The organism is Acidovorax sp. 56 (assembly GCF_002749705.1).
Lineage (GTDB): Bacteria > Pseudomonadota > Gammaproteobacteria > Burkholderiales > Burkholderiaceae_C > Acidovorax.
The window spans coordinates 1,221,492-1,237,279 of sequence record NZ_PEEV01000001.1; the positions used below are offsets into that span (position 1 = coordinate 1,221,492).

The 15,788-nt window shown below is 65.9% G+C and carries 13 protein-coding genes and 1 pseudogene; 6 read left to right on the forward strand and 8 right to left on the reverse strand.

Annotation, left to right across the window (positions count from 1 at the left end):
• Positions 1-165: 165 nt before the first annotated feature.
• The 8 genes and pseudogenes from CLU88_RS05305 to msrA all read right to left on the reverse strand — a co-directional run bounded on the left by CLU88_RS05305 (position 166) and on the right by msrA (position 7,592).
• Positions 166-2,250 (reverse strand): TonB-dependent receptor, encoded by a 2,085-nt coding sequence (locus tag CLU88_RS05305; protein WP_099655697.1) that lies wholly within the window; start codon positions 2,248-2,250, stop codon positions 166-168.
• A 359-nt stretch (positions 2,251-2,609) separates the two neighbouring features.
• Positions 2,610-3,101, reverse strand: coding sequence for a hypothetical protein (locus CLU88_RS05310; RefSeq protein WP_233205381.1), 492 nt, complete (start codon positions 3,099-3,101; stop codon positions 2,610-2,612).
• A 212-nt stretch (positions 3,102-3,313) separates the two neighbouring features.
• Entirely contained in the window at positions 3,314-3,916 is a 603-nt protein-coding gene (locus tag CLU88_RS05315; protein WP_099655698.1) for a DUF3299 domain-containing protein, read from the reverse strand.
• 271 nt (positions 3,917-4,187) lie between these two features.
• Entirely contained in the window at positions 4,188-4,439 is a 252-nt protein-coding gene (locus tag CLU88_RS05320) for a hypothetical protein (RefSeq protein ID WP_099655699.1), read from the reverse strand.
• A 47-nt stretch (positions 4,440-4,486) separates the two neighbouring features.
• Positions 4,487-5,721, reverse strand: a pseudogene (locus CLU88_RS05325) (FtsX-like permease family protein).
• A 5-nt stretch (positions 5,722-5,726) separates the two neighbouring features.
• Positions 5,727-6,443: an ABC transporter ATP-binding protein gene (locus tag CLU88_RS05330; protein WP_099655700.1), complete on the reverse strand. Its 717-nt coding sequence runs from the start codon at positions 6,441-6,443 to the stop codon at positions 5,727-5,729.
• Positions 6,440-6,865, reverse strand: coding sequence for a Fur family transcriptional regulator (locus CLU88_RS05335; RefSeq protein ID WP_099655701.1), 426 nt, complete (start codon positions 6,863-6,865; stop codon positions 6,440-6,442). The genes CLU88_RS05330 and CLU88_RS05335 overlap by 4 nt, the downstream gene beginning before the upstream one ends.
• A gap of 190 nt (positions 6,866-7,055) precedes the next feature.
• A complete protein-coding gene (gene msrA / locus CLU88_RS05340) occupies positions 7,056-7,592 on the reverse strand; it encodes a peptide-methionine (S)-S-oxide reductase MsrA (protein WP_099655702.1) in 537 nt (178 codons plus the stop codon).
• A gap of 138 nt (positions 7,593-7,730) precedes the next feature.
• Here msrA and CLU88_RS05345 point away from each other — a divergent pair, with 138 nt between their 5' ends.
• The 6 genes from CLU88_RS05345 to CLU88_RS05370 are packed head-to-tail and all read left to right on the forward strand — an operon-like array spanning position 7,731 to position 15,412.
• Positions 7,731-8,423, forward strand: a complete 693-nt coding sequence (locus CLU88_RS05345; RefSeq protein ID WP_099655703.1) for a TetR/AcrR family transcriptional regulator — start codon at positions 7,731-7,733, stop codon at positions 8,421-8,423.
• 5 nt (positions 8,424-8,428) lie between these two features.
• Positions 8,429-9,652, forward strand: a complete 1,224-nt coding sequence (locus CLU88_RS05350; RefSeq protein ID WP_099655704.1) for an efflux RND transporter periplasmic adaptor subunit — start codon at positions 8,429-8,431, stop codon at positions 9,650-9,652.
• Between the two features lie 17 nt (positions 9,653-9,669).
• Positions 9,670-12,870, forward strand: a complete 3,201-nt coding sequence (locus tag CLU88_RS05355) for an efflux RND transporter permease subunit (protein ID WP_099655705.1) — start codon at positions 9,670-9,672, stop codon at positions 12,868-12,870.
• A gap of 25 nt (positions 12,871-12,895) precedes the next feature.
• On the forward strand, positions 12,896-13,609 hold the full coding sequence (locus CLU88_RS05360) for a protein-L-isoaspartate O-methyltransferase (protein ID WP_099655706.1): 714 nt from the start codon (positions 12,896-12,898) through the stop codon (positions 13,607-13,609).
• Positions 13,610-13,633: 24 nt separating this feature from the next.
• The gene (locus tag CLU88_RS05365) at positions 13,634-13,975 is read left to right on the forward strand and encodes a rhodanese-like domain-containing protein (RefSeq protein ID WP_099655707.1); all 342 of its coding nucleotides are present in this window, start codon (positions 13,634-13,636) and stop codon (positions 13,973-13,975) included.
• A gap of 57 nt (positions 13,976-14,032) precedes the next feature.
• Positions 14,033-15,412 carry a TolC family outer membrane protein gene (locus tag CLU88_RS05370; RefSeq protein ID WP_099655708.1) on the forward strand — a complete coding sequence of 460 codons (1,380 nt, stop codon included), beginning with the start codon at positions 14,033-14,035 and terminating at the stop codon, positions 15,410-15,412.
• Positions 15,413-15,788 lie beyond the last annotated feature (376 nt).

The window sequence follows — 15,788 nt, forward strand, 5'->3', positions numbered from 1 at the left end:
CGCTAGCAGGCTATTTTGCATGAGTTTTGCAGATGCCTGAGACCCGCCCCGTTCGCCCTGAGCCTGTCGAAGGGCCGTTCAAAGGAGTGCCCTGGCTTCGACAAGCTCAGCCCGAACGGCTGGGGTAGGTGTCAGACTATTTGGCTAAAAAGCCTCCGCACTGCCTCAGAAGGCCACCTTCACCCCCACCGTCACACTGCGCCCCATCAGCGGCGCAGCGGTCTTGATGAACGAGGTGTGCGCATAGGCTAGGCGGTCGGTCAGGTTGTTGCCCTTGACGTACAGCTGCCAGGGCGAGCCGTTGGCCAGCTTGCCGTTGTAGGCGGCGCCCAGGTTCAGCATGCCGTAGCCGGGGGTCGCCGTTTCAAACTCGGCCACGCGGCTTTGGCGGGCCACCTGCACCCATTCCACCTGGCCTTCCCACGCCGCCCAATTGGCGTCCAGCCGCAAACCAGCACGGGTGGCCGGGATGCGCGGCAGGTTGCCACCGCCGTCGAGCTTGGCGCGCACGGTGTCGCCAAACAGCGTAAGCCCCAAGTTGCGCGTGAGGGCCTGGCGCACCTGGCCCTCAATGCCGGTGAAGGTGGCGTCGGCCTGGCTGTACTGCAGCAGTTGCAGGCCATCCAGCGCATCGAGCGTGCGGCCGTAGATGTAGTTGTTGATTTTGTTGTGGAACACGCTCACGCCAAAGGTGGTGTCGCCACTGGTCTTTTTCAGGCTCACGTCGATGTTTTGCGAGGTCTCCGAACGCAGATCGGCGTTGCCCCGCTCGTACGTGCTGGTGGCCATGTGCAGGCCACGGGCGTACAGCTCTTCAGCCGACGGCGCGCGGCTGGCGCGGGTGAACGAGGTGCCCACCTGGTAGCCGGGCGTGAAGCGCCACACCGCGCCCAGCGATGCCGAGGTGCCGTTGTGGCTGCGCTCAATGCCCGTGGTCTGCGCCTCGGCCGTCTGGCGGTCGTGGCGCAGTGCGCCTTCAAAGCGCCAGTCGCCCAGGCGGTATTCCTCCAGCACAAACAGGCCCACCTTGCGAGTGACGGTGGGCTCAACGTAAGCCTCTTCGCCTTCGGCGCTGAACTTGCGCTGCGAGGTCTGCAGGCCCACCACGCCCTTGAACCCGGCAATGGGCTCGTGCTGCAGCTCCACGCGGGTGTCGTAGGCCTTGTTCTTGAAGGTGGTGCTGATGGCGCCGTCTTCGACTTCGTCGTGCACATAGTCGGTCACGCCCGCGCGCAGGCGCAGGGCCGAGAAGCCTGCGAACGGGTTGCGCAGCTCGCCGCGCACGTCAAAGCGTTCGCTGCGCAGGTCCACCACGGGCACATCGGCCGGGTCGTGCACTTCGGCGGGCCCAGTGGGTGCAGGGCAGTCGAGCCGGTTTCCATTCACGCCACAGCCCTCAAAGCTGTGGTTGTGCCCCGGCAGTCCGTAGTTGGCCGTCTGGCGCGTGTAGGCAGCGCCCAGATAGCCCTGCTCGCCCACCCACGACAAGCCCACGCTGCCCGTGTCGGTGCGGTTGAAGCTGCCCGGCACCTTGCGGGTGGCCTCGCCCTCGGGCGCCCAGCCCTTGCCCACGCGGTAGTCGCCCGCATCGCGCGCCACGCCCTCCACATGCACCGCCAGGTTGCCCGCACCGCCCGTGAGCGAGAAAGCGCCGGCCCCCTCACGGGCGCCCGTGTTGGCACGCAGCTCGGCGCTGCCTTCGTACCCCTTTTGCGGAATGGCCGTGGGCACCTTGCCATCGAGCACATTGACCACGCCACCCACCGCGCCGTTGCCATACACCAGGGCCGACGGGCCGCGCAGCACTTCGATCTGCGTGGCCAGCATGGGCTCGGACACCACGGCGTGGTCGGGGCTGATGGTGGAGGCATCGTGCAGCTCGGCACCGTCGCTGAGCACGCGCACACGCGGGCCGTCCATGCCGCGAATGATGGGGCGGCTGGCCCCGGCGCCAAAGTGGCTGCTGGTGATGCCAGGCTCGCTGTTGAGCGTCTCGCCCAGCGTGGCCTCGCGGCGGCGCACCAGCTCGTCACCTTCGAGCACCGTCACGGGCGTGGTCATGTCATTGGCGCCCAGTTGCAGGCCGCTGGCAGAGACGGTGACGGAAGGCAGGCTGGCTTCGGCCGCAGCAGCGGGCGCTACGGCCTGTTGGGCCTGGGCCAGCCCGGTGCCAGCCACGGCCAACAGGGCAACGGCCAGGGCCACAGGGCGCAGGGCCAGGCGATGGGGGGCAAGTGTGGAGTGAATCATGAGGAGACCTTGGGAATCAGAAAAATCGAACGCAACCACCCCGCAGCACGCACAGCGCAGCACATGCAACACACAGCGCGCCATGGCAGACAGGCACAGGCCAGCCCACTCTGCGGGATATAGAACAAAAATGCACGCTAGCGCTTATCAATAAAGCGCAAGCAGCTATCAAAACAGGAGCAACCAACCTAAAGCGAAGCCGCCACGCAGGGCGCAGCACGGGATGGGAAGCAACAGGCCAGGGGGAATGTGCGGAGCGAACGCACGCAGCAGAAGCCACCCGCACCCTGGCAGCCCAAGGCCACCGGGTCAGATCGCAACGGTCAGCGGCTCAAGCCCGCAACTGGGGCCTGCGTATGTCAAGCCCGCAGGGCTGCAGGCGGCGCGCGGGCCTGGAACAGCGCCCGGTGCAGTGCGAACGCATGCTGCGTCCAGCCCACCGGGGCGGCATGGGTGCCATGGCTGGCTGGCACGCCCAATGCGGGGGCGAGCAGCACATCGGCCAGGGCCAGTTGGTCCAGCAGCAGGCAGTCTGCCCCGCTGGCGTGGGTGGGCACCAGGGCCGCCAAGGCCTTGGATGCCACGGGCGCGGGCAGGCCCTGTGCGCTGGTGTGGGCGTGTGCCTGGAGGGCGGTGCCAACCGCTGGCGCCACCCCACCCACCTGCAAAGGGAGCTGGGCGGTGAGGTGGACGGTGGAGTGCAAGGCCTGGTGCACCCGGCCCAGGGTGGGCACCAGCACCAGGGCCAGCAGCAACCAGGCCAGCCAGGCCGCATTCCAGGCGCGCACCCCGGCCCGCGTGCGCAGTGCGGTGCGCGCAGGGGGGCGGTGGTGCAACAGGGGCTTGGACATGGGCAGGGGCGAAATCAGCAGCGGGTTGGGGAGACTATCGGAATTGGAAATCGTCGGCTGCAAATGGACCGCAGCGGGGCCAATTTTGGTGAAACCTTCGGTTTTCGCGATCAACGCTCCAAGTCCGACAGTCTCCTAAGTCGGCAAACTCAAAAAACAAACAGCATCAAAACAGTGTGGGCCAAGGCAGCGCCTGGGCGCGCGCCCTGCCCTCACTTCACGGGCTCGGCCTCCACCATGCGGTAGAACAGCCCGTAAGGGTCGTTGGGCAGCACGTTGAATTTGCCCTCCACCACCACGGGCTCCAGCGAATATCGCACAGGCGTCTTGGCCTTGACTTCCACCATGCTTTCAGGCCTGCCCGGGATGCAGAACGAGCAAGTCAACGGCACAGAGGTGAGCAAAAAGTGCTTTTGCGTGGGCTTGGCGTCCATGGGCACCATGAAGCCCTGGATGCGCTGCACCGTCTGGTGCATGGCCTGCTGCTGGGCGTTGAAGACGGGCAGCACGGCGGTCTTGGTGGTGTTTTTCTTCAGGTCACTCAACACGGACCAGGGCACCACATCGCCCCGCACGGGCAGCGGTGCAATCGGGCTGTTGGGGCTGTGGTAGCCCGGCCCCGAGCCCGCCACCGCTGGCTGCCCGTGGGTGCCTGCGGGCAAAGGCGAGCTGAGCACGGACGCGCCCGCTGCACCGGGGGCTTGCGCCTGCGCCGCCCCCGGCAACACCCCGCCCAGCAGCAACACACCTGCCGCCACTAGCCAGGCCAGCGCACAAACAGGGCTATGCGCATCCAGGCGGTTGAGGGCGCCCATGGGGACCCCAGTGCGGGAAGTGCGGGAAGTTCGGCAGACCATGGGCTGGGTTCTTTCAATCAACGCAAAACCAAAACGGTGCGATGCACATCGGGCGGCTAGGGATGTCCTGCATAACCCTCGCGAGTCGGTGGTAGTGCGGATCGGGATAGGCCGCAAGGCGTCTTTTCGCAGCCAATAGCCGGGCTATTGGCAAGAAAAGCAACGCAGCGGACTGCCCGAGGCCGCGCTATCACAGACCGCAGGGCGTTATGCAGGACATCCCAAACCATCAGTGCGCGTGCTTCATACCGCAGTATTTTCCGATGGCCAGGTTTTTACACGCCGCTTGCAGGTCTTTCATGCACTGGGCTTCGCCTTTGCCAGCCTCCAGGCATTTGGCAGCGGCCTCGTGCGCAACGGCCATGGCGCGGTGGCGCTCGATGTCTTCCTTGGTTTCCTTGTCAGAGTGGCCCTGGGCCAAGGCTGCAGCGCTGGTCAGCAGCAAGGGGGCCAGGCACAAAGCCGTCCACAGTTTTTTCATGGTGATTCCTTTCAGGTGAGATCAACGGACAACAAAACACATAACGATCAAGGCTGCACCAGCAGGTCGGCCACATCGGTGCGGTAAGCCTGCATGGCCGGCAACAGGGCCGCCAGCGCAGCCACCAGGCCCGCCAGCAGGGGCACCCCGGCCTCTTCGGGCAGCCACAGGGCCCCGGTGACCGGCAACAGCCCCTGCGCCTGCAGCGCCCAGCCCAGCGCGTGCGCCAGGCCGTGGCCCAGCAACAGGCCCAGGGCGCAGGCCAGGGCCGCCAGCCACAGTGCCTCGCACAGCACCAGCCCGGCCACGCTGCCCGGGGGGCGCCCAGCATGCGCAGCATGGCCAGGTCAAAGCGGCGCTCGCGCACGGCGTTCCACAGCGCAATGAACACGCTGAGCGCCGCCACGGCCAGCAGCACGCCACCAAAGGCGCGCAGCACATCGGCCCCCACGCCCAGCAGGCGCAGCAGGCGGGTCACTTCAATGGCCGGTGCCGCAGCCTGCATGGAGGTGTTGGCGTTGATGGCGCGCGGCAGCGACACGGCGGCCAGCGGCGTGCGGTAACGCACCAGGGCCACGGTCACTTCGCGCTCTTGCTTCAGGATTTCCAGGTCCTCGGGATCGTCGGCGGTGGCGGTTTCGTGCACCAGCCACACCGATTCGGTGCTGGTGAGGATGAGCCGATCGAGCACACAGCCGCAGGGCGCCAGCACGCCGCTGACACGGTAGGGGTGGTCACCATGCGCGTGCCCCCCAGCGCCCAGGCCATGGGTACCAACAAACGTAGCGCCCACCAGTGGCTCGCCTTCGCGCCCCGGCTGCACGACGCTGCGCGCCACCGTGGCGCCCAGCACAGCGTCCATGGGCTGCTGCCACAGGGCGCCTTGGGCCAGTTCGGCGCGGTAGTGGGCGGGGTAGTCGGGCGTGGTGCCCACGATGCGAAAGCCCTGGTAGCTGTCGCCCAGGCTCAGCGGTATCACCTGGGACACCAGCGGGTTGCTCTGCAGGTCTTGCACCTCTTGCAAAGGGATGTTGCCCGTGGGCACGTCGATGTGAAACACCCCCGCCAGGATGAGCTGCAGCGGGCTGCCCTTGGCACCCACCACCAGGTCAATGCCGTCCAGGTCGCGCTCAAAGGCCTGGTCGAGCTGGGTGGACACCAGCAGCACCAGCGTGATGGCGGCCAAGCCCAGGGTGAGCAGCAGCAGGTTGAGCGCCGCAGCCAGCGGCCGCGACCACAGGTAGCGCCAGGCCAAAGCGGCTGTTTTTGCTATATTCTTCATAGCTTTTACCGCTTATCCAGTGGGCGCTGGGTGCCCGTTTCATTCAAACCCTGGCCCTGTGGGGCCACAGCGGTGCCCGCATTCAGGTCCAGCCGCTGCAGGCGCGGCACACCGGCCAGGGCCTGCACCACACGCTGGTCGTGGGTGGCAATCACCAGGCTGGCGCCGCAGGTGGCGGCGCTGCTTTGCAGCAGGGCCAGGGCATCGGCGGCGGCTTCGTCGTCCAGGCTGGCCGTAGGCTCGTCGGCCAGCAGCAACTCGGGCTGCAGCAGCACGGCGCGGGCCAGGGCCACGCGCTGCGCCTGCCCGCCCGAGAGCTGGTGCGGCTTGCGCCCCGCCAGATCGGCCACGCCTACCTGGGCCAGCGCCTGGGCTATGGCCGCATCATCGCGTGGGCGGCCCGCCGCAAAGTAGGCCAGGGCCAGGTTGTCGGCCACGGTGAGGGCGCCGCTCAAGTGCAGTTTTTGCGGCAAAAAGCCAATGCTGCGCGCGCGCCAGGCGTCCAGCTCGGCCCCGCGCTGCGTGCCCAGCTGGATCCCCGCCACAAACAAATCACCGCCCGTGGCCCCCCGCAGCCCAGCCACCAGGGCCAGCCAGGTGGATTTGCCCGCGCCCGACCGCCCCTGCAGCAGCAAGGTGCCGCCCTGCGGCAGGTCCACATCGGCAAACTGCAACTGCGGCCCCGCGCCATAGCGGTAGGCCAAGCCCCGGGTGCGGATCATGCGGCGGCCCCAGCGCCTGGGTGCGCGCAGCCCGCGCAGCGCCCGCGCACGGCAATGTCCACCGCCAGCCCCTCGTGCCCGGCAGACGCCAGCGCCTGCAGCACCTCTTGCAAAGCCGACTGCACCGGGGCCGCGCCTTGCGACAGGCGGAACTGGCGGTGGCAATCGTCACATTCGAAACGGGGGGCAGCGCCCTCTTCGCCCTGCGGCGCGAGCGCATAGCGCGTCACGCGGGCGGCATCCACCTGCTTGAGCAGCAGGCCAGCGGCAGCAAAGCGGTCGAGCATGCGATAGACGGTGACCCGGTTCACCGGGGCACCCGCTGCAGCCAGTGCAGCCTCCACTTCGGCTTCAGACCACGCCGCATGGGGCTGGTCCGCATACAGCAGCGCCAAGGCCCGCGTCGCGCGGGTGGCGCGCATGCCAGGAGGAAGGGCCCAGGCCGTGGGCTGAGCCAGCAATGGGGACGAGGAGACGGGCATGGGGAACAAGGTTGGGGGCAATGCAGCACCCCATTAACGCAATTGGGTTGCATTATGCACCGACACAGCTGCCACAAAAGCCCCGGCCTGAACGGGAAAAAGCACGCCCGTGGCCATTGCCCCTTGGCGATCACCCCTTCAGATAGCGCACAAACGTCTTGCGAAACTTCTCCACCTTGGGGCCCACCACAAAGGCGCAGTAGCCCGCGTTGGGGTGGTTGGCAAAGTAGTCCTGGTGGTAGGGCTCGGCCGTGCTGTAGTTGTCCAACGGCTTCACCTCGGTGGTGATGGGGGCGGCAAACACCTTGTCCTGGGTCATCTGGCGGAGCATGGCGTTGGCAATCTCTGCATGCGCCGGGCTCTCGTAATAGATGCCGCTGCGGTACTGAGTGCCCACATCATTGCCCTGGCGATTGAGGGTGGTCGGGTCGTGGGTGTGAAAGAAGATTTCCAGAATCTCTTCGAGGCTGATCTCGTCCGCATCGAAGGTCAGGCGCACCACCTCGGCATGGCCGGTGTCGCCTTCGCAAATTTGCTCGTAGCTGGGGTTCACGGTGTGGCCGTTGGTGTAGCCGCTTTCCACATCGGTGATGCCGCGCACACGGTCAAACACGGCTTCGGTGCACCAAAAGCAGCCCCCGCCCAGGGTGATGGTTTGCAAAGTCATGGCTTGTTTCCTCGGTAGTCGGGCCCATTATTTATCGCTCTCGATAACCCCTGGGGCCTGCAACGATCTCTCTGCGAGAAACCAGATTGACGGCACCAGGGGCGATTGCTACATTACTAACCAGTCAGTCAGTAAAAAATGTCCTCTACCCCTTTGAACGACCCCACCGCCAGCGAAGCTGCCCCCAAACGCAGCCGACGCAAAGAAGCGCGCCCTGGCGAATTGCTGGAGGCGGCGCTGGATTTGTTCGTCGAAAAAGGCTTTGCCGCTACCCGCGTGGACGAGGTGGCGGCCCGCGCCGGGGTGTCCAAAGGCACGCTGTTTTTGTACTTCCCCAGCAAGGAAGAGCTGTTCAAAGCCGTGGTGCGTGAAAACATTGCAGGCCGCTTTGCCGAGTGGAACACCGAGCTGGAGACCTTTGTTGGCACCACCAGCGAGGTGCTGACTTACTGCTACCAAGTGTGGTGGGAGCGTATTGGCGCCACCAAGGCATCGGGCATCACCAAGCTGATGTTCAGCGAGGCCCAGAACTTCCCGGAGATTGCGCAGTTCTACCAGCAAGAGGTGATTTTGCCCGGCCGTGCGCTCATCCGGCGCATTTTGCAGCGCGGCATGGAGCGCGGCGAGTTCCGCGAGATGGACCTGGACTACGGCACCTACATCGTGCTGGCGCCCATGATGTTCCTGATGCTGTGGAACAACTCCATGGGCCCGTGCTCTTTGCCCGACGAGAACTTCAAGCCCGAGCAGTACATCCGCACGCAGATCGACAACATCCTGCATGGCCTGTGCGTGCGCCCTGCCCCAGGCCCTTCCCCCACCCACACCTGACCCCCATGAAACGCTGGATCACCTGGACGGCCGCTGGCCTGGTTGTTGTGCTGCTGGGCCTGGGCGTGTGGCGTGCCATGGCGGCGCGGCAGGCCCAGCAAAAAGCCCTGGCCGAAGCCAGCAGCCAGCGTGAAGCGGCACCGCTGCAACTAGCGGCAAGCGAGGTGATCACCGTGCAAGCCCACAGCCTGGCGCTGGGGGTGCCCGTGTCGGGCGCGCTGCGGGCGGTGGACTCGGCCATGATCAAGGCCCGCGTGGCGGGCGAGTTGCAAGGGCTGACCCTGCGCGAAGGCGACAGCGTGCGCGCAGGCCAGGTGGTGGCGCGCATTGACCCGACCGAATCGCAAGCCCGCCTGCGCCAGGCCCAGCAACAGGCCGACGCTACCAAGGCCCAGGTGGACATCAACCAGCGCCAGCTCGACAACAACAAGGCCCTGGTGGACCAGGGCTTCATCTCCTCCACCGCGCTGGTCAACTCCCAAGCCAGCCTGCAATCGGCCCAAGCCACCTACGAAGCCGCCCGTGCCGCAGCCGATGTGGCCCGCAAGGCGCTGGACGACACGGTGCTGCGCAGCCCCATTGCCGGGCAGGTGGCCCAGCGCCTGGCCCAGCCGGGCGAGCGCATGGCGCTGGACGGACGGGTGCTGGAGGTGGTGGATTCCAGCCGCCTGGAGCTTGAAGCCCTGCTCAGCCCCGCAGACTCTCTGGCCGTGCGCGTGGGCCAAAAAGCCCAGCTGGAGCTGGAGGGCTCTAAGCAAGGCGTCACGGCCACCGTGGTGCGTATCAACCCCAGCGCACAAGCAGGCAACCGCACGGTGCCGGTGTACCTGCGGGTGGATGCCGACAACACACCCACGTCCGGCGCACCCGGCAATGCGGCCACAGCCCTGCGCCAGGGCCTGTTTGTGCAAGGGCTGCTGACCACCGGCCAGGCCCAGGTGCTGGCGGTGGAGCTGGACGCCGTGCGCACCGACAAGCCCCGCCCTTATGTCCAGGCGGTGGAAAACGGGCGCGTGGTGCACCGCCCCGTCACGCCCGGCCTGCGTGCCGTGGTGCAGGGCCAAACCCTGGTCGCGATTGAAGGCGTGCCCACGGGTACTTCTGTGGTTGCCGGGCGTATTGGGCAGTTGCGTGAAGGCACGGCGGTCGCCACCGCTCCAGGCGCGGCAACCAGCGCAGCCCCTGTGGCGGCAGCGCCAGCCAGCGCGGCATCGACCACGGTCCGGTAACCCGCAGGTCCATCGCCATGTGGTTCACCAAAGTCAGCCTCAAAAACCCCGTGTTCGCCACCATGGTGATGCTAGCCATCGTGGTGCTGGGTCTGTTCTCTTACCAGCGCCTGAAGGTGGACCAGTTTCCCAACATCGACTTCCCGGTGGTGGTGGTGACGGTGGACTACCCCGGCGCCTCGCCCGAGATTGTGGAGAGCGAGGTCACCAAGAAGATCGAAGAAGGCGTTAACTCGATTGCGGGCATCAACGCCCTTACCTCCCGCAGCTACGAGGGCACGGCGGTGGTGATCATCGAGTTCCAGCTGCACATTGACGGGCGCAAGGCCGCCGAAGACGTGCGCGAGAAAGTGGCTACCGTGCGCCCCAACCTGCGCACCGAGGTCAAAGAGCCCCGCGTGCTGCGCTTTGACCCGGCCAGCCGCGCCGTGTGGTCGCTGGCCGTGCTGCCCGACGACACCGCCGGGGCCACGGCGCCCTCTGCCGTAGAGCTGACCACCTGGGCCGAGCAGGTGCTGAAAAAGCGCCTGGAAAACGTGCGCGGCGTAGGCGCCGTGAACCTGGTGGGCGCCACCAAGCGCGAAATCAACATCTACCTGAACCCGCAAGCGCTGGAAACGTTCGGCGTGACGCCCGACCAGGTGGTGGCCGCAGTGCGCAACGAAAACCAGGACTTGCCTGTGGGCGCCATCCGCTCGCTGGCCCAAGAGCGCGTGGTGCAAATTGACGCGCGCATGCAGCGCCCCGAAGACTTCGGCCGCATCATCGTGGCCCGCAAAGGCTCCGCACCGATCCGTTTGGATCAGGTTGCACGGGTGAACGATGGCGCACAGGAGGTAGAAAGCCTGGCCCTGCACAACGGCCAGCGCACCCTGCTGCTGTCGGTGCAAAAGGCCCAGGGCGACAACACTATAGAAGTGGTGGATGGCCTCAACGCGGCGGTGCTGGACATTCGCAAACAGCTGCCGCCTGGGGTGCGCCTGGAAGTCATTGGCGACAGCGCACGCCCCATCCGCGTGGCGGTGAACAACGTGCGCCAGACGCTGATCGAAGGCGCCGCACTCACGGTGCTCATCGTGTTTTTGTTCCTGAACTCGTGGCGCTCCACCGTCATCACGGGGCTGACCTTGCCCATCGCGTTGATCGGCACGTTCCTGTTCATGAACATGTTTGGCTTCACCATCAACATGATCACACTGATGGCGCTCTCTCTGTGCGTGGGCCTGTTGATTGACGACGCCATCGTGGTGCGCGAGAACATCGTGCGCCATGTGCAGATGGGCAAAGGGGCGTATGCCGCCGCCATGGACGGCACGCAGGAAATTGGCCTGGCCGTGCTGGCCACCACGCTGTCCATCGTGGCGGTGTTCATGCCCATCGGGTTCATGGGCGGCATCATCGGCAAGTTCTTCCACGAGTTCGGTATCACCATCGTCGCGGCGGTGATGATTTCGATGTTCGTGAGCTTCACGCTCGACCCGATGCTGTCGAGCATCTGGCACGACCCGAGCATCCATACGCATGGCAAGCAGCATGCGCCCGTCACGCTCTACGACAAGACCATTGGCCGCGTCACAGGCTGGTTTGACCGGGCCACCGACGCGCTGGCCGAGGGCTACCAGCACCTTCTGCGCTGGTCGCTGGTGCACAAGCTGGCCACGCTGTTCATTGCGCTGGGCATCTTTGTGCTGAGCATCTTCATGGTGCCGTTGCTGGGCACCGAATTTGTGCCCAAGGCCGATTTTTCGGAAACCACCGTCAACTTCTACACGCCCGTGGGCTCGTCGCTGGAGGCCACCGAGGCCAAGGCGCGCCAGGTGGAAGGCATCCTGCGCCAGATGCCCGAGGTGCGCTACACCCTGGCCACAATCAATACCGGCAACGCACAGGGCAAGATGTACGCCAGCCTCTATGTGCGTATGGTGGACCGCAAAGACCGCAGCCGCAGCGTGGACCAGATGTCCGACGTGCTGCGCGAGCAACTGGCCAAGGTACCCGGCATCACCGTCACGCACGTGGGTTTGCTGGATGCTGTGGGTGGCAACAAGCAGGTGGAGTTTTCACTGCAAGGCCCCGACCTCAAGGAGCTGGAGCGGCTGACCCAGGTGGTGACGGCCAAAATCCAGGGCATTCCCGGCCTGGTGGACCTGGACAGCAGCGCCAAGCCCGACAAGCCCGTGGTGGCGCTGGAGGTCAAGCGCGATGCGGCCTCCGACCTGGGCCTGTCTGCGGCGCCCATGGCCGCATCGCTGCGCACGCTGGTGGCGGGCACCACGGTGGGCAACTGGCGTGCCCCCGATGACCAAACCTACGACGTGAACGTGCGCCTAGCCCCCGAGGCCCGCACCACCCCGCAAGACCTGGAACGCCTGCCCTTTGCGCTGACAGCGGCAGACGGCACCACCCGCATCGTGCGGCTCAACCAGGTAGCCCGGGTGACCGAATCCACCGGCGCCAACCAGATCAACCGGCGCGATCTGACGCGCGAAGTGGCCATCAACGCCAACGTGGCCCAGCGCTCGGCGGGTGAAGTGTCGAACGACATCAAGAAGGTGCTGGACACCATGGCCTTCCCACCCGGCTACCGCTACCAGTTCGGCGGCTCCACCAAGAACATGGCCGAGTCGTTTGGCTATGCCATCTCGGCGCTGGCCATGGCCATCATCTTCATTTACATGATCCTGGCGAGCCAGTTCAAGAGTTTCTTGCAGCCGCTGGCGCTCATGACCTCGCTGCCGCTCACGCTCATTGGCGTGGTGCTGGCGCTCTTGATGTTCCGATCCACGCTGTCCATGTTCTCCATCATCGGCGTGGTCATGCTCATGGGGCTGGTCACCAAGAACGCCATCTTGCTGGTGGACTTTGCCATCCGCGCCCGCGAGGAACATGTGAACGACGCAGGCGAAACCGTGCCCGGCCTGCCCCGTGCCGAAGCCCTGTTGCTGGCGGCCCGCGTGCGGCTGCGCCCCATCCTCATGACCACGCTGGCCATGATCTTCGGCATGGTGCCGCTGGCGTTTGCGTTGTCCGAGGGCGCAGAACAGCGCGCGCCCATGGGGCAGGCGGTGATTGGCGGGGTGATTACCTCGTCGCTTTTGACGCTGGTGGTGGTACCTGTGGTGTATTGCTACATGGACGATCTGGCCCGTTGGGCCCTTGGCAAGATGGGACGCGGCCAAACGGCCTCCGGGCCATCTAAAATTCAGGGTTTGTCCTGACCCGCACTCCCACTGGAGACCTTCGATGAATTTGCCACTGAACACGTCCGCCAACATCAGCGACCCCGTCGCCCAGGCCCGCTACAACATGATCGAGCAACAGATCCGGCCCTGGAACGTGCTGGATGCCGACGTGCTGGAACTGCTGTCTGCCGTGCGCCGTGAAGACTTTGTGCCGGCAGCCCACCGCAGCCTGGCTTTCATGGACATTGAAGTGCCCCTGCTGGGCGACGACGCCGAAGCAGCCGTGCGCCAGGGCCACAGCATGCTGCAACCCCGCCTGGAAGCACGCATTCTGCAAGACCTGCGCATCCAGCCTACCGACCGCGTGCTGGAGATTGGCGCGGGCTCGGGCTACATGGCCGCCCTGCTGGCCCACCGCGCAGAGCGCGTCGTGTCCCTGGAAATCAACCCCGCCCTGGTCAACATGGCGCAAGACAACCTGCGCAACGCTGGTGTGCACAACGCCGACGTGCGCCAGGGTGACGGTGCCCGTGACGCCGTGCCGGACGGCCCTTTTGATGTGATTTTGCTCAGCGGCTCGGTGGCCCAGGTCCCACAAAACCTGTTGGCCCTGCTGCGCGACGGCGGCCGCCTGGGCGCCGTGGTGGGCACCGACCCCGTGATGCGGTTCACCCTGGTTCGCCGCGAAGGTGACCGGTTTGTGACCACCTCCCCCTGGGACACCACGGCCCCCCGCCTGGTCAACTTCCCTGAGCCTTCCAGCTTCTCGTTCTAACCCCCCTCGTCTTCGGAGTTCTGCATGATCACTCGCGTTCGCCCTGCCCAACTGGCGCAATGGTTTGCCGCCAACCCAGCGGGCACCCAGCCCTTGGTGCTGGACGTGCGCGAGCCCTGGGAGCTGCAAACCGCCAGTGTGCGGGCCGAGGGGTTCGAGCTGCGGGCCATCCCGATGGGCGAAATCCCCGGGCGCCTGAGCGAGCTGCCCAAAGACCAGCCCATTGCCTGCCTGTGCCACCACGGCATGCGCAGCATGAATGTGGCTGCATTTTTAGAGCAGCACGGGTTTGAACACCTGGCCAATATTTCAGGGGGCATTGACGCCTGGTCGCATGAAGTCGACCCCGCTGTGCCCCGCTACTGATTCCGCCCTGCGGCAAGCCGTTTCCATCCCTTTTGTGCAGACACTCTGAGGACTTTCATGACAGCTTTTCGGCCCACCTCCCTGACACTGGCGCTTGGCGCCGCTTTGAGTGCAGCCCTGTGCGCCCCGGTGCATGCCCAGAGCCTGACGGAGCTGGTGGAATCAGCCCGCACCTACGACACCACCTGGCAGGCAGCACGTGCACAGTTGGACGCCGCCGCACGCCGTGCCGACCAGGCCCAGGCAGGCCTGCTGCCCAGCGCCGCCCTCACGTCGGGGGTGACCCGGGCACAGACCGATGTGAGCCGCCCCGACATTGAACGCACGGCCAGCACCCAGACCCTGGGCGTGAACGCCTCGCAGCCGCTGTACCGCCCCGCCAACCGCATTGCGCTGGAGCAAGGCCAGCGCGGCGTGGATGTGGCCCAAGCCCAACTGGACGCGGCCACGCAAGACCTGCTGGTGCGCGTGAGCCAGGCCTATTTCGACGTGCTGGCAGCGCAAGACACCCTGGCCTTTGTGCAGGCGCAAAAGACGGCCGTGTCTGAGCAACTGGCGTCTGCCAAGCGTAACTTTGAAGTCGGCACCTCCACCGTCACCGATTCGCGCGAAGCCCAGGCCCGCTACGACCTGGTGATCGCCCAGGAAATTGCCGCTGAAAACGACCTGCGCGTGAAGAAGCTGGCACTCGACCAACTGGTGGGCGTGACCAACGCCCAGCCCGTGCCGCTGGCCCAACCGGTTCAATTGCCCAATGTGGAGCCCGCCAACGTCAACCACTGGGTGGACCTGGCCCGCGACCAGCAGCCCGGCGTGCGCCAGGCCGCCATGGCGCTGGACATTGCCCGGCTGGAAACCAAGAAGGCCGAAACCGGCCACCGCCCCACCCTGGACTTGCAGGCGGGCTACAACATCACCCGCAACCCTACAGGTACCGTTACCACCCCCGGCGTGAACAGCCGCACCAACGTGGCCAGCGTGGGGGTGGCCTTCAACCTGCCGTTGTTTGCAGGCTTTTCGGTGCAAAACCGCGTCAAGGAAACCCTGGCCCTGGAAACCAAGGCCGAGGCCGACCTGGAAACCGCCCGCCGCAACGTGGCGCAAGCCACCCGTGCGGCCTTCTTTGGCGTGCAGTCGGGCCAAGGGCAGGTGCAGGCACTGGAAGCAGCCGAGGCCTCCAGCCAAAGTGCCCTGGACGCCAACAAGCTGGGCTACCAAGTGGGCGTGCGCATCAACATCGACGTGCTCAACTCCCAAAGCCAGCTCTACCAAACCAAGCGCGACCTGGCCCAGGCCCGCTACAACGTGCTGCTGGGCACGCTGAAGCTGCGCCAGGCTGCTGGCACGCTCACCCAAGATGACGTGGCCCGCATCAACAGCTTGCTGGCCCCATCGCCGGCAACAGGCGCAACAGGCACGGGCACCAAGCAGCCCTGACGCAGCGAGCAGCGGGCGGCCCACATGGGCCGTCCTACGCATCGGGCTTTTGGGCATTGCGCCTGCATTGGCTGTCGCGTGAAAGCAGCACCCGGCGCCGTGCATTTGTAACAAAACACAGAGACCCTGCGGCCTCTCCATCCTGCGGGCCGCGGCAACGCCCTTGCGAAGCCGCACCACCCCAGCCCTGGGCACCGCCTGCGCGCACGATGGCTGGCGCATTCCTTCGTACAAGAGTCACAAATTTACGGTGACAATGATTCGGTGTTTACCCCATCGACCGAAGCGCAACGCCCCTCCCCGCCCCCAGTCGCCTGCCTCTGCGGCATGGACGCGGGGGCCTTGCCTGGGTTCAAGCAACGCACTGGGCTGATGG